The organism is Paraglaciecola sp. MB-3u-78 (assembly GCF_002835935.1).
Lineage (GTDB): Bacteria > Pseudomonadota > Gammaproteobacteria > Enterobacterales > Alteromonadaceae > Paraglaciecola.
Genome location: NZ_PJCF01000004.1, coordinates 735,985 through 756,137, shown reverse-complemented (window position 1 = coordinate 756,137; position 20,153 = coordinate 735,985). Strand labels below are relative to the sequence as shown.

The window sequence follows — 20,153 nt, the reverse complement described above, 5'->3', positions numbered from 1 at the left end:
TATTATTGGCATGAACTAACTAAGATTTTGGAATACATGTTTCTGGCTTAGATAAACATTGACTATTCACCTTGGTCTATGGATTTGGGCATGTGTAACAGGCGCTTTTCTACTTCCAGTACACGTCGAGTTGTAGCAAGCACGGTGTCTGGATTAAGGCTCATAGAATCAATTCCAAGCTGTACCAAATATTCGGCTATTTCTGGATAGTCTGACGGAGCTTGGCCACAAATACCGGTATGTATACCATTACGTTTACCACCTTCTACTGCCAATCGGATCATCTCTTTAACGCCAGGATCACGCTCATCAAAATCAAAGGCAACAATTTGTGAATCTCGATCAACACCCAAGGTGAGTTGGGTCAGGTCGTTAGAACCTATGGATAACCCGTCAAAAAGTTTTGCGAAGGCATCGATCTGAATGACATTATTGGGTATCTCGCACATGACATACACTTGCAAGTTATTGTCGCCACGCTTAAGCCCATTTTTAGCCATAGATTCCAGTACCTTTTCACCTTCTTGTACGCGACGACAAAAAGGGATCATCAATATCACATTGGTCATGCCCATCTCATCACGCACCCGCTTCATCGCTTGGCACTCTAGCGCAAAGCCATCGGCATAAGCAGGATGAGCATAACGAGCTGCACCCCGAAACCCAATCATCGGGTTGTCTTCTTGGGGTTCGAAAAACTTTCCCCCTAGCAAAGTGGCGTATTCATTACTTTTGAAGTCGCTCATACGCACTACACAGGGTTTTGGATACACAGCGGCTGCAATGGTAGCGACACCTTCAGAAAGAGTTTTGACAAAAAAGTCCTGAGGGTTTTTATAGGCGGTGCAAAGCGATTGGATTTTATCTAAAGTGACATCATCCACTTTTTCTGGGTGTTTAAACGCCATTGGATGCACTTTGATGTATTCGTTAATAATAAATTCCATTCGCGCCAATCCAATGCCATCCACGGGTAAAGCCGCAAGACTGAAGGCCTTATCTGGATTGCCCAAATTCATCATAATCTGAGTTTTGGGTTTTGCCAGTTGACTGAGATCGGTCTGCTCAATTTCGAAGTTTAAAATACCGTCATAGATATAACCCAATTCACCTTCTGCACAACAAACGGTCACTGCTTGCTTATTGCCAAGCTTTTCAGTGGCGTTATTGGTTCCTACAATCGCGGGGATCCCCAATTCGCGGGCCACAATGGCGGCATGACAGGTGCGACCACCACGGTTAGTCACAATCGCTGCAGCAATTTTCATGACAGGCTCCCAGTCTGGAGTGGTGGTATCGGCAACCAGTACTTCTCCTGGTTTAAAGTCACTCAGAAGATTAACATCCTGGATCACTCTTACTTTTCCAGCACCTATTCGAGTGCCAACAGCCTGACCTTTTGCAAGAATGTTGGAGCAATCTTTGAGGTGGAATATTTCAAGCGTCGTGGCGCTTTTTTGTGAGGATACTGTCTCAGGGCGAGCCTGCACTATATAGAGTTTGCCGTCGATACCGTCCTTAGCCCACTCCATATCCATAGGTTTATAGAATCCAGCTTTTTGCGAATAATGATCTTCAATTTTTATGGCGAAGTCGGCTAACTCCATGACATCGTCGTCGGTGATACAAAACTGTGATTTTTCCTCATTGCTGGTTTCTACATTCTCAGTATATTCCACAGAGATATTGTTAGTGTTGAGGCTATCGGTAAAAATCATTTTTAATTCTTTTTGACCCAAGCGGCGTTTTAATACACTTCGATACCCCTTGTTATACGTGGGTTTATGAACATAGAAACTGTCAGGTTCGATCGTGCCCTGAACAATATTTTCTCCTAAACCTATAGCAGCATTGATGAAAACCACATCCTTGAAGTTTGTTTCTGTATCCAGCGAAAACATAACACCACTGGACCCAATATCGCTGCGTACCATCTTCATCACCACAACTGAGAGAAATACGTTATAAAAATCAAAGTTATTATCGTATTTGTAGTGAATAGAACGGTCGGTAAAATTTGAGGCTAGGCACCGTTGATAAGCATCCAGTAATGCCTCTTCACTACTTATATTTAGGTAACTATCATTTTGTCCAGCGAAAGAAGCTTCAGGGGAATCTTCAGCCGTCGCCGAGGAACGTACAGCCAATGAAATTTCTTTTCCATATTCTTGTTTAAGTTGGGCATAACCACCCAATATCGATGCCTTTAGGTCATCAGGTAATTTGCAGTCTAATACAATCCCGCGGGCTTTTTTGCCACATACCTGTAAGTCCCGAATATTATCGGGGTCAAGTCCATCAAGCACGGCATGTAATAATGGCCACGCCTTATTGTATTCAAGTACATAGTTATAAGCCTGTGCGGTAACGGCAAAACCATTGGGTACTCGCACACCTTCAGTTGTTAGGTTTTGGTACATCTCACCTAACGAAGCATTCTTGCCACCGACTGAAGTTACATCGTCAATATTAAGTTCCTTGAACCAGCGAATATAACTTGTTGAATCTGTCATTAAACGTACCTTTTCATCTAAATTGGGACTTGTTAGCTTGCGAAAGCTGAAGTTTAGTTAAACCATCTAGTGGCATAAATTTGAATATTTATTTGTGTACTTCATCTACAATTCAAGCACTATTTTAATTAGCCTTTACCCTTAGGTACTGTGCTCAATATGTAGTAATAAGTGTCACAAGGTTGTTATTCGCCTAGTGTTGCAAACGGGGAATATAACGACATTGCATTGCAATATATTATTTTATGACCCCAAAACGGGTATTATCTACAATAATCACAACGGCAAAAGTGGTTATCCCCAATAGAATTATTGATGTCCTTTGATGATTTAAACGTTGAACTTAAAGGGTTTTTAATCGTTGCTCATCGCCGTTAACGATTTCCGTTTTTAAGGCTTGCATCTTTGATACGGAATAGTGTTTGAGCTTGCTTTGATCGTTGTAATCAGTCATTAACTTTCCTTATAAAGCATGTTGATCATCGCCATTATTTTATAATGATGGATTTTTAATGCTTGATGGAATTCTGAGTGTTGTGCGTGTATTTGGCGTTCTTTATTATGCAATGCAATTTCTTTCTCATCGGCAACATTGAAAACCTCACTACTTGGATCTTGTTCAGCATTTGTCATGATTTTTTCATGTTTATGGTCTATGTTGCCATGGGCCTGAATGACCTGAGCATGTTCAAACAGTGACGTCGATTGCTGTTTCAATGCTTGTTCAATTGCTAATAGTTTAATTAGCGCTTGTTCGTGGTCTTTTTTCCAAAAATCGATCTCATCTAGCCATAAAGCATGTTCAGAAGCCCATTGATGATGTTCCTGATGCGCGGCTATATGTTCATCGGTTATGACTGTTTGAGCTTCTTCCTTGAGTGTTCTTGTGAACGCTATAAACTCCGCGGTATTCGAATTTGCAATAGTCTGAAATTTATTCCAAATTGATTTATTTACATAGGCTAGATCAAATTTTATTTGATCTTTATAGACTTCACTGGCCCCATCTACTGCTTCACCCCACAAACGTAAGTTATGCTTTAAGTCTCTGCTCGCTTGCTGAATTTTTTCTCTACTTATTTCTTTGGCATCTTCGAGTTTTTCTTCCGCGGCGAAAAAAGCCTGTTGCAAGCTTTTACCTTCTTTCACTACAAACGCTTCGACACTGTCTACCATAGCTTGATAGCTTGACTGAAATTCTGTTGTCTGCTTCTTTGTTTTCATGAAAAGAGCCCTATTAAAAATTACATTAAACGGGAATCATCATGACCGAGACATGAGTAAGATAGTATTCGGTATTGTACCTATTGAAATGTGGTCATTACCTAACTCGATCTGGGGTGTCAGTCGTTAAAACTATCAAGATTGAAGATACTGTTTGATGTGAGATTTAAACGCAGTGAGTTTAGCCATATTTAAGGCAGTTAAGCAGTAGCCTAATCAGTCACCGGTAAGGGTCATAATACTGAAATAATTATGACCCTTACCCCTAATATTCTGTTGCTACTCGCTTAATGGATTTAAGGTACGCAGCGACAAACTGATTGGGTAATGATCAGAAGTGTGAATATCTGTATGCACCTGGGTATCTACTATCTCTAAACCCCGACAATAAACATGGTCAAGATGCTGAAATAAATGAGTTAGCCTTGGCTGACGCTTCATTTCCACTTCCTCTAAGGAAAACGACATTGCAAGTGTATTAAAATATTGCAATCGTTTCCCATTCCACGTATTAAAATCACCTGCGAATAATATGGGTCCATCATGATGTTCAAGAGGTTGGAAAACTTGATCTAGATGCGATTTGAATTTGTCAAAAGAAACAAAGTTGATAATGTGAGAATTGACAACAAGCAATGACTGCCCAGATGTATCTAATGGATATTCCGTTGCCAGCATCATTTTTTTTGTTTTTGAAAAGGGTTCGCTATGTTTTGATGCTGAAAAATAGTGTTTTTTTGCTGCAACAGTCGACCCCGTTTTAACACCAGTTTCAATATTGGTTTTCACATTTCTAAAGCTACGGGCCATAATCCACTGATGCTTTAATGATTTTTTGAAATGAAGGTCGAAGGGTGAATTTAAAATAGCTTCTTGTAGCAGAATCAAATCTTTTCCATGGAGCAGTTTTATAAAATCGTCCCGCCAACCGTTCTTGCCGCATTTAAACACATTCCACAGCAATATATTGATGTCTGGGCCTAACATCTGTTTCGAGGAAAACCCCATGATTTTTAGAGATTCAACTTTGCTATAGCGACGCTTTATCATGAAAATATTTGCCTTTAATCAAACGTATAACCGTTAAGTGTATTAACCCACCTATAGCATTACAGATAGGGTGAAAATAAACGAAACAAATTGTTGCGAAGTTTTTTGTAAATAGATAAGCCATTCACCTCGCCCGCATCGACGGGATCAGCATTTTGTTTTTTTAAAGTGAAAAATTCTGTTAGTTTCGAATTGAGTTCGGTATCAAAACATTCCAAGTTGATTTCAAAATTAAATTCAAGACTTCTAGCATCCCAGTTGGTGGAACCTATAAATGACCAGATGTCATCTATAATCACAATTTTACTGTGGTCAAAAGGTCTTTTATTTTTGTATATCCGAATACCGTGCTCGATTATTCTCGAGAAATTGGCTTCCATAACCCAGTCCAAAAAAGGAATGTCACTGTGTTCAGGCACAATAATTTCAATTGATACACCACGCAAAGCCGCTGCGTGAAGCGACGTCATGAGTGTTTGGTCTGGAATAAAATAAGGTGTCATGATTTTTACGCTTTTTTGTGCACACACTAAAGCGTTAATTAATGTCCAGCGGATTTTGTTATGGTCTTCATCTGGACCATCTTGAATAATTCGAGCAACGACGGACTGGGCGCTTCTCTGCTTCTGAGTGTGTGAGTTATAGCGGGGAAATTGAATTAACTCACCTGTAGCAAAAAACCAATCCTCTATAAAGACCTGACTAATCTGGTCAATGACTCGGCCTGTGACTTTAAATTGAATATCATCAATGGGCTTTGCTGCGGTTTTAATCAGGTTTTTCTGACTTATGTTCATTCCACCGATGTAAGCCACTTCACCATCCACGCATAAAATTTTGCGGTGATTTCTTAGGTTGATAAAGCGAATACTAGTAATAAAATCTGAAGGTAAAAAACGGGCTGTTGTTACCTTTAATTTTTTTAAAGCTCGGTTTGTTTTGTGCCAGCTATCACCAATGCCAATCCTGTCCAGTAACACGTTTACAATCACACCTCGTTGATGAGCCTCAGCTAGCGCATGAATAAATTGGCGTCCAATTGAATCGTAATCAAATATATAACTCGACAACAGGATATTACTTTTAGCACTATGAATGGATTGGATCATAGACGGGTAAGCAGAATCGCCATTAATGAGAGGTTCAACGCTGTTATTTACAACATGATTGACCGGGTGAATAGTATGACCCGCGATGATGGCTGAATGCCAGTGTTTAGGCAGTTGGTGAAATTTAATAGGGGTATCTTGGAGATGAAAGTCTTGTTTAAGTGTTTCTGGATGTTTTTTTTGAGCTAAACGTTTAATACGATTTATCCCAAACAACCAATAAAACAGGCTTCCCACAACGGGCGAAAGTATAACAAGGCCAATCCAAGCCAATGATGTACGTTCGTTTTCTTTGAAAAGAAGTACATGTAACGATGCCAAAAGAGATAAGCTAAAATGCAAAATAACGGTGATGGTTACCCAATGGATGTAAACCCATTCAACCAATACTTCAAATATTTGCATAAAACCCAACTCCTAGCTCCAACTTCGCAGTGAATCAACAATTCACGGGACTAAATCAATGGCGGAAACCAAAAGTGCTTATTGAATATTACAACAATATTGCAAATTATCTAATGGAGACTTTTGGTGCTAATTTTATATTCTTAACAATAATAATAACGACAACCACTGCTATAGCTTACTTTATATTCATAAGTTACATCATTACCAAACTGGATAAACGATACTTTATTCGCAGACAACTCTCTGAAGAAGATGGGATTATCCCCCCTCATTTAACCTCGATGCATAGCAACAGAACCAAGCTCCTTAAAATGGCAAAAATGCTTGTTGGGGTATCTTTTTTGTTGATTGGGCTTGTGATGTTGGTTTTACCTGGTCAGGGTTTAATCACGATGTTAATTGGTTTTAGCTTGCTCCCGTTTCCGGGTAAAAACAAGATGGAACAAAATATTCTTTCGCGAAAGTCAGTAAGATCTTCCCTCAACTGGATCCGAATTAAAGCTAATAAAGATCCCTTCATTTTTGATTAAAATAAGTCATTCAATAGGCTCAAGGTCATGCCAAATAGTCCACCAAAGGTAACAGGTCTCAAAGCAGTGGGACTGCTCCCACTAAAATTGACCAATGTGCTGGTGTTCGCGATACATATTTATGCTTTGGTCCTTGGCCAATGATTACCAACTGAACCTGGGATCTCATGTTTTAAACTGTGTAATTCCGGTATGAGATCAGCATTTCCAAAACATATCCCCATTGACAGTGCACTGGCTAGGGCAGGGGATTCTGTTGTCACTAATCTACTTTTATCAGCGACATTTTTAAGGGAGGTACTGCATAGTTGGTTGTTTTTCAACACCACTACTGTGCCAAAGTGTTGGTTTGCCACTAAAGATGCAGCATAACAGCCGAGATTAGTAGCAAAAATTCGGTCATATGCCGAAGGCGAGCCTCCCCTTTGAATGTGGCCTAAGGTTGTGGCTCGTATTTCAGCGTCAATCTTTTGTTCTAACTGCATTTTTAAAACATTAGCGACACCACCTAAGCGTATAGGATCCGATCCAAATTCATTGGTTTCGCGAACGGTCAATGTCCCCCCAGCCTGTTTAGCTCCTTCGGCAACTACCACAATAGAATAATGTTGTTCGCCCATTCGTGATTGACAGGCTTTGGCTACTTCATCAATATCATAAGCAAACTCAGGTATAATAATGACGTCGGCACCACCAGCAATACCTGCATGCAAGGCTATCCACCCAGCATATCTACCCATGGTTTCAAGGATCATGACACGTTTATGGGATTGTCCAGTCGTGCGCAAACGATCTAATGCCTCAGTCACTATGCCAATAGCGGTATCAAAGCCAAAGGTTCGATCCGTTCCCATTAAATCATTATCAATGGTTTTAGGGATGCCGACTATATTCATACCCAGTTTCGACATCTCATAGGCAATAGATAACGTGCCATCACCACCAATGACCACTAATCCATCTAAACCTAGACTGAGATAATAATCCATCACCTCTGTTGAGACATCTTTGCCTTTAAAGTTAAAAGGGCTGGCACTGTTATTTGTGCCAAGTATGGTGCCACCTTGAGACAAAATACCACTGCAATCCGCATAATTTAATTTTTTAGTTCGCTGCTCTATCAGTCCTAAAAAGCCATCATGTATACCGATGATTTCAGCTGAGCAATTGATCATCAAACTTTTAGACACCGCACGAATAGCGGCGTTTAAGCCAGGGCAATCTCCACCACCGGTTAACACACCAATACGCAATGCTTTTTTCTTCATAGGACGACTCTTTTTATGGTTTCAAGTAATTGTTTTATTATACGAGATATTGGATGACGACTATTGATGATGATCAAATTCTTCCTATGAGTATTCGTGATGTGACTGTTCATATTGAATCACAGATCAAACTACTAAGACTAAAAGAACTGTGAATTGTTTTGACTCAGATCAAGTCAAAATACAGCTCTTCATGGTGAGATGGAATTCAAATATACTTTTTATTTCGGTTTGTAAACAATGGCTACAGTTAAGTTTTTAGGGGCAGCACAAGAAGTTACAGGATCATGTCATATGTTTGAGGCGCCGGCATTTGGTCGCATATTATTTGATTGTGGTATGCATCAAGGTGGTAATAGAGTGGATAGGGAACAACAGGAAATTTTTTTATTTGACCCACATACCATTGATGCCGTCATCCTATCTCATGCTCACCTTGATCATAGCGGAATGTTACCAAAATTAGTACACGACGGTTATAACGGGCCCATTCACTGCGCAGACGCCACCGCTGATTTATTACATGTCATGTTACTTGACTCAGTGAGTATTTATTTAGGTGATTTACAGCGTGAGAACCGTCAGCTGGCCCGCAAAGGAAAACCTTTATTAGAGCCTGAATACACAGAAGAAGACGTTTTAAAAACACTATCTTTGTGCCAATCCCACATTTATGGAGCAGAGGTTTTTATATCTTCTGAAGCAAAAGTGACATTTCATGATGCGGGACATATTCTAGGATCAGCCATTGTTGAACTTTCATTTAGTGATAAAGGGAAACATAAAAAGGTCGTTTTCTCCGGTGATTTAGGTAACAGAACGGCAGTATTAATGAATGATCCAACAGTGCTCACACAGGCTGACTTAGTGTTGATGGAAGGTACCTATGGCGATCGTAACCACCGACCAATAGAAGATACGGTTGCTCAATTAAAAGAGATATTACTTGAAACACAAAAACGAGGAGGAAATATCATGATCCCCGCGTTTGCTGTGGGGCGCACCCAAGAAATACTCTTTTATCTAGGACAGTTACATAGGGAAGGGTTGTTGGATAACTGGCAAGTGATACTCGACAGCCCGATGGCAATTGAAGTGACTAAAGTCTATGACCGCTGGTTTGAATCTCTTGATAGTCAAGAAATTGAGGAAGCGACACCTAGAGCCCATTCTATTATTAAAGACTTTATTCCACGTCTATTTTTGTCTGTTACAACAGAAAACTCCATGGCGGTGAACAATATTGCCAAAGGCGCCATTATTATTGCTGGCAGCGGGATGTGCACTGGTGGAAGGATCCGACATCACTTTAAACAACGAATATGGGATTCTCGCAACACTATCATTTTTTGCGGATTTCAAGCTCAAGGTACCTTGGGTCGTTTGTTAGTGGATGGCAAACAGCATATTAAAATATTCAACGAAACTTATAATGTGAAAGCCCAAGTTGAAACCTTAGGTGGTTTTTCGGCTCATGCTGGACAACAGGAATTAGTAGATTGGGTTTCAAATTTTGATAATTCAACAAGAGTGGCCTTGGTGCATGGTGATCCAGAGGCATTGGAAGCGTTATCACAAAGATTATGGAAAGAAAAAAGTATTGCTACTGACATTCCACAATTAGGTCACTGCATAGCCTTTTAGGTAAATCAGTTAACGATGTAATAATGACAAAAACACCTAAAATGTATTTTTGTCGATACCGAATTTAAACGATTAGATGTTTGATTTTATATGCTTGAATTCACAAACTACTCGACTTGCGAACAGTATATTGTTGCGGGTTAATTTTTACCTTATTTAGAATCTAATCCGTAATGCACACTGCGGTTTTGCTATCAATAACGTATCAGAAAAAGTTTTAAACACCTTCTGTGATATAGACGGATAAAGATAGTGGTTAATCAATTTTCTAGCCCTCTAAAAAACCTTACTGAGCAATTTGATAAATTAATTGGTGGTAGACTTTGGCTAAAAGTTATCATAGCACTAGCACTTGGTGTGCTTTTAGGGATTTTATTAGGGCCTGATAGCGTTAATCTTTATAACCACATCAACCGCGCTAGCCGCGATTGATGGTATTTCACTAGCCCTAACAATTCAGCCTGACTCTTTATGGTTAAGATAAAAATTAGTAATGATTAAATCTGGCAAATGTTTATCCATTTTCCCATAAGCCTCTGCAGGAGATGACGCGCGCACTATGTCAAAACCTGGTTCCATTGATAAAAGCATTTCTGAAGCATCAAGCACGTCGGGATCATCGTCAACTAACAATATTAGGGCGTTTTTCTCTATAGCCTCAACATCATCGGTTTCTTTTTCAGACACGGCGACCAGTGTTGGTTTACCTACAGGTAAACAATTGGAAAAAGGAGAGAACATCACGTTTTCATAGCTTCATTTGTGGAGTCATCAAACTTAGCTACCTTATCTTTCTTGAATATAATGGTAAAGCAGGTATTTTTTTCTGAGGATTCAGCAAAGATATCTCCTCCGTTAATATTTACTATAGATTTTGCAATCGTCAAACCGAGACCCGCGCCATGACCATCTCGATTACGCGAGACGTCTGCTCTGTAAAAGCGATCAAACAAACGACCCAAATGCTCTTTAGGAATTACGTCGCCATGATTTATAATAGCAATTGAGATTAAATCAGATGAGGTTTTTGTTTTAATTATGATTTTGTCATTTTTAGGTGAGTAACGAATTGCGTTAGAAATTAAATTACTCAGCGCTTGTCGCAACAGAGTTTTATCACACACTAACTCTACATTCGAACCGTCTAATATAAGCTGTATATTTTTCTCATCAGCGAGCAACTCAAAATACTCAAACAAACCCTTTATTTCCTTATTTACTACTACAGTATCTTGATTTGGTTTAATTAAGCCATGCTCGGCTTGTGCAAGTAGAAGCATGTCACTCACCATTTTGGTCATACGTTCATATTCTTCAAGATTCGAATATAGAATTTCAATATATGCTTCACTATCTCTCGGTTTACTGAGCATTACCTGAGTCTGTGTTGTTAAATTTGTGATTGGGGTGCGTAATTCGTGTGCGATATCTGCTGAAAAATGAGAAAGCCTTTCAAAACCGTCTTCGAGATGCTTTAACATCGTATTAAAAGAATCCACTAGTGTGGTGAGTTCGATTGGTACATTTAAAGGATCCAGCCTAATATCAAGCTTATCAGCAGTGATGGACTCAATTTTCCTGCTCAATTGCCTTAACGGCGAGTGTCCTTTGTATACTGCAAAACGTGCCGCAAAAACGGTAATCACACCAGCTAAAAATACAATTCCCCACAGTGTACTCTTGAAGTTCTGCATGTAATTCATGTGGAATTCCATGTTGGACGCAACGGTCACTGTGTACCTTTCTAGTCCCAATTTGGTTGGTAATTCAAAGGTTATTTTTGTACCTCTCAACATATGCTTTCCATCGTTAAATAGAATTAAAGTCGAGGGAATAACTTGCTTGTGCGCTTTATACTTTGTCGGAAATGTAGATAAGTCAGCACCTTGACTGGTGAATATCGTATTGTCATTTTTGTCTTTGACGTGATAGTAAACGCCGTGATGGCCAGATACTGCTTGAAAGAGGATGCTAGATGGTAGTACATTCTGTTCATGGGCTTCACCTAGCTTAGTTTGAACAGCTTCGAACACCTCATTTAGCTCGTCCGCATCCTGCTCTATAAAATGCTGATTTATGGATTCAATAACAATTAAGTTCATGATGCTCAAACATATAAAAATGGTAACCCCAACTAATACTGTGACTCTAAATGCAAGCGAATTAGGTTTCTTTAGCACGTCACTCACGCTCATCTATCGCCAACTTATAGCCCATACCTCTGACAGTTTGGATCAGTTTAGGTGTAAACGAATCATCTATTTTCGCTCTTAGCCTCCTAATTGCCACGTCGATTACATTGGTATCACTATCAAAGTTCATGTCCCAAACTTGTGATGCTATTAGCGAGCGAGGTAACACTTCCCCCTGTCTTCGAACCATGAGTTCAAGAAGCATAAATTCCTTAGTCGTAAGACTTATAGGTTTACCTGACCGTGTTGCTACACGGGAGGGAATATCTAATTCAAGATCAGCAATATTAATAGTATTTGACGGCACGGATGTGCCTCTTCTTAGCAGTGTTCTGACTCTTGCAAGTAATTCAGCAAAAGCGAATGGCTTGACTAGATAATCATCTGCTCCGAGTTCAAGACCTTTTACTCTGTCTTTTACACTGTCTCTAGCAGTTAAAAACAACACTGGAGTCTGATTACCATACTCCCTCATAGAGCTTAAAATTCTCCATCCATCAATATCTGGCAGCATTACGTCAAGTATCACTAGTTCAAAACTGCCTGTCATTGCCTTGTGGTGACCATCAAGCCCAGTTCTTACTAATTCAACTACGAAGCCTGATTCGGTTAAACCCTGCTTTATATAATCTCCGGTTTTAGTTTCGTCTTCGACGACAAGGATTTTCATTATTAACCTCGTTAGTTATTGAAAGGTGTTGCGTATTCAATCGATCAAAGCAGGAAACTTTAACTGCATTATTTAAAATAACCAATTTACCTAATAATCGGCTACTAACAACCAATATAAAATATAAATCAGTGTAATAGGTGTTGATTACAAAAATGTAATCATTGAGTAATGGCCGTGACATGTTAGGTGAGTATTATAAACGTGTATTCTAACTCAACACTTCTCCAAGTTAAGACTTACACATTTTTTAGTGAACTTGGTTTTTTAAGTTTAAGGTTTCAAGTGTTATACAAAATCACCAAAATTTTTATGATATTTATCATGCTCACAGCTCAAATCGGGGAGTCTTTTGCTCTTTCATTTATGCCGTGCGCCGATGACGGAGTTAGGGTGATGAACGGTAAAAATATAGATCATTCTACACACGCCATGACTATGGATAAATCTAGCGTGATACCTGATGAAGATTGCTGTCAAAAAGACTGTTGTTGTCCAATGGGTTTGATGACTGTTGCCGTGCCAAGTGAACCCAATATTGATACGCCAATTGACTACAAAACAACTCAATTGATTGTGAATCATTCTACTATACATAATATATTCTTAGCTCTCCCTCAACGCCCCCCAATAACAACTTCTTCTTAAGCAGTGAAGATCTGCTTTAAATTTGACTTTCCAGAGTAGCTGGAACTGATTTGTTTCGACCTTGTGTTACGCAATGTCAAAAAGAAAGAGAATATTGAAATGAGATTAATAAATATCTTACTTCTTAATGTAGACGAGACTGTAACTGCATATAAGAAAGTGATGACTTATGAGGAACAATACTAATGAATAAATTCAATGAAAATCGTAAATTCCACATGAAATTCGGTGCAGGGATTTTAGCTTTTATTCTTTTATCTGCTAGTGCCTCTGAGTTGCCATTGATGAACGCTAATACACCTTTATCTTTCGAAAAGGCTATCAGGGCGGCCCAAATAAATGATCCTTGGTTAACTGGGAATGTTCATAAACAAAGAACCATCGAATCGATGAGTATTGCAGTCAATACATTACCGGATCCTAAGGTGACGATTGGACTGGCAAACTTGCCCACTAACGGTTTCGATTTTGGTCAGGAAGGGATGACACAGGCTAAAGTGGGCGTTTCACAAATGTTTCCTCGCGGCGATACCTTAGATATTAAAAGCCAACAACTGAAAACTCAAAGTGAAGCATTCCCATATCAACGAAAAGACAGGGAATCAAAAGTGGCCGTTACGTTAGGAAGCTTATGGTTGGATGCTTATCAAGTTCAACAAAGTATCGCATTAATTGAAACTAATAGGTCGTTGTTTGAACAGTTAGCCGATGTAGCTGCAGCAAGCTACTCATCAGCTTTAGGTAAAACGCGTCAGCAAGATATTGTTCGAGCACAATTAGAGTTAACACGTTTAGAAGATAGATTAGATCAACTAGAGCAACAGAAAAACCGCTATGACGGCATGCTTGCACAATGGCTTACCACGTTTTCTACTGAAAATAGTGCTAAATATGCAGCGCCATTAGGGTCTGATTTTACTTTACACAATATCGTTCTTAACCAAGTGCTACCTCAAATTGAGTTACTTAATAGTGATTTAGTCTACAAAGAAAATTGGCACAAGCCAGATGAGTTGGTCCTATATTTCTCAAATCATCCCTCTGTTGTCGCTATAGAAAAAAAAGTAAACGCTTCTAAAGCAGGCATTAAATCAGCGAAGCAAAAGTACAAACCTGAATGGGCTGTAAACGCAAGCTATGGCTATCGTGGGGATGATCCTATGGGCACCAGTCGAGCTGATTTATTTTCGGTTGGTGTGACGTTTGATTTACCACTTTTTACTGAAAACAGACAAGATAAAGAGGTGCAATCAGCGATATCTGAAACAGAAGCGGTTAAAACCGAAAAGTTACTCTTACTTAGACAATTGTTAGGTACTTATTCGAGCGCAAAAGGAAGGTTATTGCGCCTAATCGACAGGCAGAATTTATATAAAACCAAATTATTACCGCAAATATATGATCAAGCAGAAGCCTCTTTGACTGCTTATACCAATGATGATGGCGATTTTTCAGAAGTTGTTCGCTCACGTATTGCCGTGTTAAATGCCGAAATAGACGAACTAACACTCAACGTAGAAGAGCAGAAAATACGGCTAGAACTTAATTACCTTTTTATCGACAGTCTCGATACTTCAACCACAAAAAATCATATGAATTTATTTAACAGCCGCCAATATGCTGCTATTTCGGGAGAAAAATAATGAGCCCAAACACCTTAAGGGAAAACACTAAACCGATAATTATTGGCATGATCTTAGGTGGTATTTTAACCTTTGGTGCAACTTATTTTATCGCTCCTTCAGAAAGTATCTCAATAACTAACGCAACAACTGAAGAGAAGAAACCGATTTATTGGGTCGCACCAATGGATGCAAATTATAAGAAGGATAAGCCAGGTAAATCGCCAATGGGAATGGACTTAGTGGCTGTTTATGACGATGACGGAAAAGGACCTGATGCAGGTCCAGGTACAATTCGCATCTCACCTGATGTTGTGAATAATTTAGGGGTACGTACAACAACGGCACGTTACAACCAATTACATACCAAAATAAGCACAGTGGGTTATGTTACTTACAATGAAGATAAACTTGCGCATATTCACCCTCGTGTTCAAGGATGGGTCGAGAAGCTCTATGTTAAGGCTACCGGAGATCCTGTTAAAAAAAAACAGCCATTATACGATATCTATTCTCCTGAGTTAGTTAATGCTCAAGAGGAGTTATTACTGGCGTTAGATAGAAAAAACAGTCGATTAATCACGGCTTCTGAAAATAGGTTGTCAGCATTACAGTTACCTAAGACGGCTATTGAAAAACTCAAAAAAACCAGAAACGTTCAACAAAACATTACTTTTTATTCTCCGCAAAATGGCGTTGTTGAAAACCTTAACATACGCGAAGGCTCCTTCGTAAAACCTGGTTCTACCTTGATGGTAATAGGTGACCTATCAGATGTGTGGGTCGAGGCAGAAGTATTCGAAAGACAGGCCGGCCAAGTTAAGAAAGCTACACCCGTCACTATGACACTAGATTATTTACCAGGTAAAACATGGGAAGGTCAAGTGGATTATATATACCCAACCCTTGATGCTAAAACACGAACGGTGAAAGTACGATTGCGCTTCAATAATGAAGAGGGTGAATTTAAACCTAATATGTTTGCACAAATTGCCATTCATACGACAGGTGATGAACAAACGCTACTCATTCCAAAAGAGGCCCTCATTAGAACAGGTAATCAAGATAGAGTTGTGCTGGCACTAGGTGAAGGTAGTTTTAAATCTGTTGAGGTGTCTGTGGGTCGTTATGACAGCGAAAGTGTAGAAATATTGAAAGGGCTAAGCGAGGGAGAAAAAGTCGTCAGTTCGGCGCAATTCTTACTTGATTCAGAATCAAGTAAATCATCTGATTTTAAACGCATGAATCATGAAACTGCCCAAAATGAGTCACCACAAAAGGATATGAGTAATAGTAAGGATAGTGTTTCCTCAGCCACAGTGAACGGTACTGTGGTGTCGGCAATGGTTGATCATCGAATGGTCACCATCGACCGAGAAGCCATCTTAAAGTGGGGACGTGAGGCAGACAGAGTTGATTTTATTGTTGATGAGAATGTTGATATGTCCTTATTTTCAAATGATGCTTATGTGATGTTCACCTTTGAAATTAGAGAAGGTAATTTTATTATTGTCAGCGCGATGGCAATGGATAAGCCGAAAACTGAGGCTGCAATCAAAGATGCTGCTAACGACAAAGGAGAATAATGATGATCACCTCGATTATTCGTTGGTCTGTTAGCAATCGATTTTTCGTATTACTAGCGACATTTTTATTGGTTGGCGTTGGATTATATTCCGTCAACAAAACACCGATTGATGCACTTCCTGATTTATCAGATGTGCAAGTGATCATTAAAACAAGCTACCCCGGGCAAGCACCACAAGTTGTCGAGGATCAGGTCACTTACCCAATGACCACAGCCATGTTATCGGTGCCGGGTGCCGTTACCGTGCGAGGTTACTCATTCTTTGGAGACTCATATGTTTACGTTATTTTCGATGAAGATACCGATCTTTATTGGGCACGTTCACGGGTACTTGAGTATTTAAGTCAAGTTGCTCCGGATCTACCTGCTGATGCACGGCCTCAATTGGGTCCGGATGCAACAGGCGTTGGCTGGGTATACTTGTATGCACTTACCGATAAAACAGGCCAACATGATTTAAGTCAATTACGCAGTATACAAGATTGGTTTTTAAAGTTTGAGTTGCAAACTGTACCTGGCGTTTCAGAGGTATCTGCCCTTGGCGGTATGGTCAAGCAATATCAGGTGAGAGTTGACCCTGATAAGTTACGTGCTTTTGGTATTCCACTTTCTCATATTCAAACGGCCATTAAACAAGGTAATCAGGAAATAGGAGCTTCAGTGGTTGAGATGGCCGAAGCTGAGTACATGGTCAGAGCGACGGGTTACATCAAAGGTGTAGATGATTTAGAAAATATTCCTTTGGGAGTTAATGAAAATGGTACGCCTTTACTGTTAAAGGATGTTGCAGATATTGGAACTGGCCCGCAGATGCGTCGTGGAATTGCTGAGCTTAACGGCGAAGGTGAAACAGTCGGTGGCATAGTCGTCATGCGTTTTGGCGAAAACGCTCAACAAGTGATTAAAAATGTCAAAGAAAAGCTTGAAAAACTAAAGAAAGGACTGCCGGACGGCGTAGAGATAGTGCCTGTTTATGACCGTTCTGCCTTGATTGAACGAGCAGTCGATAACTTGACCTACAAGCTGCTGGAAGAGTTTGGTGTGGTAGCGTTAGTTTGCATCATTTTCTTATTCCACGTTCGTTCATCTTTAGTAGCGATTATTAGTTTGCCCGTAGGTATTTTAACTGCCTTTATTGTTATGCATTTACAGGGACTTAACGCCAATATCATGTCGCTAGGAGGTATTGCTATTGCTATTGGTGCGATGATTGATGGTGCTATCGTCATGATAGAAAACATGCATAAACATATGGAAAAAACGCCCTTAACTAATGAGAATCGATGGCAAATAGTCACTGAATCGGCGAGTGAAGTAGGTCCGGCATTATTCTTTAGTTTATTAATTATTACGGTGAGCTTTGTTCCTGTATTTACCTTAGAAGCCCAAGAAGGTCGAATGTTTGCTCCGCTAGCATTTACTAAAACCTATGCCATGGCTGCTTCTGCTGCATTGGCCATTACCTTAGTGCCGGTACTAATGGGGTATTTTATTCGAGGTAAAGTGCTACCTGAACATAAAAACCCGGTCAATAGATTTTTAACCTTTATCTATATGCCAGCGTTGAAAACCGTTTTACGTTTCCCAAAAGTGACGATAGTAGCTGCATTAGCGGTTCTTGCCATTGGCATATATCCACTGGATAAAATAGGTAGTGAGTTTATTCCACCCCTTGATGAGGGTGATTTGATGTATATGCCCACGACTTACCCCGGTATTTCTATCGGTCAGGCTCGACAACTTCTGCAACAAACGGACAAGTTGATTAAAACTGTTCCAGAAGTAAAAACCGTGTTTGGTAAAGTCGGTCGTGCCGAAACGGCAACCGATCCAGCACCTCTTACCATGATAGTTACCTTAGAAGCCCAAGAAGGTCGAATGTTTGCTCCGCTAGCATTTACTAAAACCTATGCCATGGCTGCTTCTGCTGCATTGGCCATTACCTTAGTGCCGGTACTAATGGGGTATTTTATTCGAGGTAAAGTGCTACCTGAACATAAAAACCCGGTCAATAGATTTTTAACCTTTATCTATATGCCAGCGTTGAAAACCGTTTTACGTTTCCCAAAAGTGACGATAGTAGCTGCATTAGCGGTTCTTGCCATTGGCATATATCCACTGGATAAAATAGGTAGTGAGTTTATTCCACCCCTTGATGAGGGTGATTTGATGTATATGCCCACGACTTACCCCGGTATTTCTATCGGTCAGGCTCGACAACTTCTGCAACAAACGGACAAGTTGATTAAAACTGTTCCAGAAGTAAAAACCGTGTTTGGTAAAGTCGGTCGTGCCGAAACGGCAACCGATCCAGCACCTCTTACCATGATAGAGACCTTCATCCAGTTAAAACCGCATGATGAGTGGCGAGAAGGGGTAACGACAGAAAGCTTGAAAAAAGAACTGGATGCATTAGTCAAACTACCAGGGGTAACTAACGCCTGGGTTATGCCAATTAAAACGCGTATTGATATGTTGGCAACAGGCATTAAGACACCTGTAGGAATAAAAATTGCCGGTCCTAAACTAGGCGCTATTCAAGAGATAGGTAAACAAATAGAAGTGATTTTAGCCGATGTTCCTGGCACCTCGTCAGTCTATTCAGAGCGTGTTGCCGGTGGTCGATATATAAAAGTTGATATCCAACGGGCAAAAGCGGCTCGTTATGGATTGAATATCGCTGAAATACAGCAAGTGGTGGCTACCGCTATTGGTGGCATGAATGTTACTCAAACGGTTGAAGGGTTAGAGCGCTATCCGGTGAATTTACGTTATCCACAAGATTATCGTGATTCGCCTGAACAGCTATCATTGCTGCCTATAGTGACGCCTAACGGTCAACGAATTTCATTGGGAGATGTGGCTAATATCATCGTAGAAGATGGACCTCCGGGTATTAAATCTGAAAATGCACGTCTAAATGGTTGGGCATTTGTGGATATCGACGGCGTTGATGTAGGGACTTATGTTGAAGCTGCACAGAAAGTGGTGGCAGATAAATTAGATTTACCGGCTGGTTACTCTATCACTTGGGCTGGGCAATATGAATACATGCAGCGTGCAAAAGCTAAGCTGACCTACGTTGTGCCATTAACCTTATTTATCATCGTTATATTACTTTATCTTAACTTTCGTAACGTGATTGAAGTCGCGATGATCATGGGTACTTTGCCACTAGCCATGGTCGGTAGCATATGGTTGATGTATTTAGAAGGTTATAACTTCTCTGTGGCGGTTGGCGTGGGTTTTATCGCGCTAGCAGGAGTGGCTGTAGAAATTGGCGTCATTATGCTGGTGTATTTAAATCAAGCTTACAAAGAAATGCTCAGTGAACACCAATTAAATAATGTTTCGACAACCAAAGAAGATGTACTCCAGGCCGTTTTACACGGCGCGGGTATGCGTGTTCGCCCTGTGATGATGACAGCCGCAGCGATTATTGTTGGCTTATTACCTATTTTGTACGGTACGGGTACTGGATCTGAGGTCATGAGTCGCATTGCAGCGCCAATGGTCGGTGGGATGTCGAGTGCGGTCATTCTGACGTTACTTGTGTTGCCCGCGTTATTTTATTTATGGCGCTCGTCATCAATAAAAAGTACAGCGTCAAAAGTATAATTGTATGAATTTTTAAAAATGAATAACTCTGATGCAAACACATTGCATTGGATGAATTTACCTAGAAAA

Annotated in this window: 15 protein-coding genes; 7 read left to right on the top strand and 8 right to left on the bottom strand. The window is 40.1% G+C overall.

Annotation, left to right across the window (positions count from 1 at the left end; genetic code table 11):
- Nucleotides 1–62: 62 nt before the first annotated feature.
- The 4 genes from ppsA to cls all read right to left on the bottom strand — a co-directional run bounded on the left by ppsA (nucleotide 63) and on the right by cls (nucleotide 6,301).
- Nucleotides 63–2,513 (bottom strand): phosphoenolpyruvate synthase, encoded by a 2,451-nt coding sequence (gene ppsA / locus CXF95_RS10175; protein ID WP_101198544.1) that lies wholly within the window; start codon nucleotides 2,511–2,513, stop codon nucleotides 63–65.
- A gap of 453 nt (nucleotides 2,514–2,966) precedes the next feature.
- Nucleotides 2,967–3,737, bottom strand: a complete 771-nt coding sequence (locus tag CXF95_RS10170) for a hypothetical protein (RefSeq protein ID WP_101198543.1) — start codon at nucleotides 3,735–3,737, stop codon at nucleotides 2,967–2,969.
- Between the two features lie 279 nt (nucleotides 3,738–4,016).
- Entirely contained in the window at nucleotides 4,017–4,787 is a 771-nt protein-coding gene (locus tag CXF95_RS10165) for an endonuclease/exonuclease/phosphatase family protein (RefSeq protein WP_101198542.1), read from the bottom strand.
- 59 nt (nucleotides 4,788–4,846) lie between these two features.
- Nucleotides 4,847–6,301 (bottom strand): cardiolipin synthase, encoded by a 1,455-nt coding sequence (gene cls / locus CXF95_RS10160; protein WP_101198541.1) that lies wholly within the window; start codon nucleotides 6,299–6,301, stop codon nucleotides 4,847–4,849.
- 74 nt (nucleotides 6,302–6,375) lie between these two features.
- Here cls and CXF95_RS10155 point away from each other — a divergent pair, with 74 nt between their 5' ends.
- A complete protein-coding gene (locus tag CXF95_RS10155) occupies nucleotides 6,376–6,834 on the top strand; it encodes a hypothetical protein (protein WP_101198540.1) in 459 nt (152 codons plus the stop codon).
- A 119-nt stretch (nucleotides 6,835–6,953) separates the two neighbouring features.
- Here the strand turns inward: CXF95_RS10155 and CXF95_RS10150 are convergent, their stop codons facing one another.
- Nucleotides 6,954–8,102, bottom strand: a complete 1,149-nt coding sequence (locus CXF95_RS10150) for a 6-phosphofructokinase (protein ID WP_101198539.1) — start codon at nucleotides 8,100–8,102, stop codon at nucleotides 6,954–6,956.
- A 240-nt stretch (nucleotides 8,103–8,342) separates the two neighbouring features.
- Between CXF95_RS10150 and CXF95_RS10145 the strand changes: the two genes are divergently transcribed.
- Entirely contained in the window at nucleotides 8,343–9,746 is a 1,404-nt protein-coding gene (locus tag CXF95_RS10145) for an MBL fold metallo-hydrolase RNA specificity domain-containing protein (RefSeq protein WP_101198538.1), read from the top strand.
- Between the two features lie 252 nt (nucleotides 9,747–9,998).
- Nucleotides 9,999–10,178: a hypothetical protein gene (locus tag CXF95_RS10140; RefSeq protein WP_101198537.1), complete on the top strand. Its 180-nt coding sequence runs from the start codon at nucleotides 9,999–10,001 to the stop codon at nucleotides 10,176–10,178.
- Nucleotides 10,179–10,202: 24 nt separating this feature from the next.
- Here CXF95_RS10140 and CXF95_RS10135 read toward each other — a convergent pair whose 3' ends face one another.
- The 3 genes from CXF95_RS10135 to CXF95_RS10125 are packed head-to-tail and all read right to left on the bottom strand — an operon-like array spanning nucleotide 10,203 to nucleotide 12,608.
- Entirely contained in the window at nucleotides 10,203–10,487 is a 285-nt protein-coding gene (locus tag CXF95_RS10135; RefSeq protein WP_101198536.1) for a response regulator, read from the bottom strand.
- Nucleotides 10,487–11,941: a heavy metal sensor histidine kinase gene (locus tag CXF95_RS10130; RefSeq protein WP_101198535.1), complete on the bottom strand. Its 1,455-nt coding sequence runs from the start codon at nucleotides 11,939–11,941 to the stop codon at nucleotides 10,487–10,489. Before CXF95_RS10130 ends, CXF95_RS10135 begins: the two co-directional genes overlap by 1 nt.
- On the bottom strand, nucleotides 11,928–12,608 hold the full coding sequence (locus tag CXF95_RS10125; protein ID WP_101198534.1) for a heavy metal response regulator transcription factor: 681 nt from the start codon (nucleotides 12,606–12,608) through the stop codon (nucleotides 11,928–11,930). The genes CXF95_RS10130 and CXF95_RS10125 overlap by 14 nt, the downstream gene beginning before the upstream one ends.
- 204 nt (nucleotides 12,609–12,812) lie before the next feature.
- Here CXF95_RS10125 and CXF95_RS10120 point away from each other — a divergent pair, with 204 nt between their 5' ends.
- The 4 genes from CXF95_RS10120 (at nucleotide 12,813) to CXF95_RS30520 (ending at nucleotide 20,084) form a co-directional block, all read left to right on the top strand.
- Nucleotides 12,813–13,256 carry a hypothetical protein gene (locus tag CXF95_RS10120; RefSeq protein ID WP_101198533.1) on the top strand — a complete coding sequence of 148 codons (444 nt, stop codon included), beginning with the start codon at nucleotides 12,813–12,815 and terminating at the stop codon, nucleotides 13,254–13,256.
- Between the two features lie 185 nt (nucleotides 13,257–13,441).
- Nucleotides 13,442–14,899: a TolC family protein gene (locus tag CXF95_RS10115; RefSeq protein WP_101198532.1), complete on the top strand. Its 1,458-nt coding sequence runs from the start codon at nucleotides 13,442–13,444 to the stop codon at nucleotides 14,897–14,899.
- Nucleotides 14,899–16,464 (top strand): efflux RND transporter periplasmic adaptor subunit, encoded by a 1,566-nt coding sequence (locus CXF95_RS10110; RefSeq protein ID WP_101198531.1) that lies wholly within the window; start codon nucleotides 14,899–14,901, stop codon nucleotides 16,462–16,464. Before CXF95_RS10115 ends, CXF95_RS10110 begins: the two co-directional genes overlap by 1 nt.
- Nucleotides 16,465–16,466: 2 nt before the next feature.
- Complete coding sequence (locus CXF95_RS30520) at nucleotides 16,467–20,084, top strand: efflux RND transporter permease subunit (protein ID WP_101198530.1); 3,618 nt, start codon at nucleotides 16,467–16,469, stop codon at nucleotides 20,082–20,084.
- Nucleotides 20,085–20,153 lie beyond the last annotated feature (69 nt).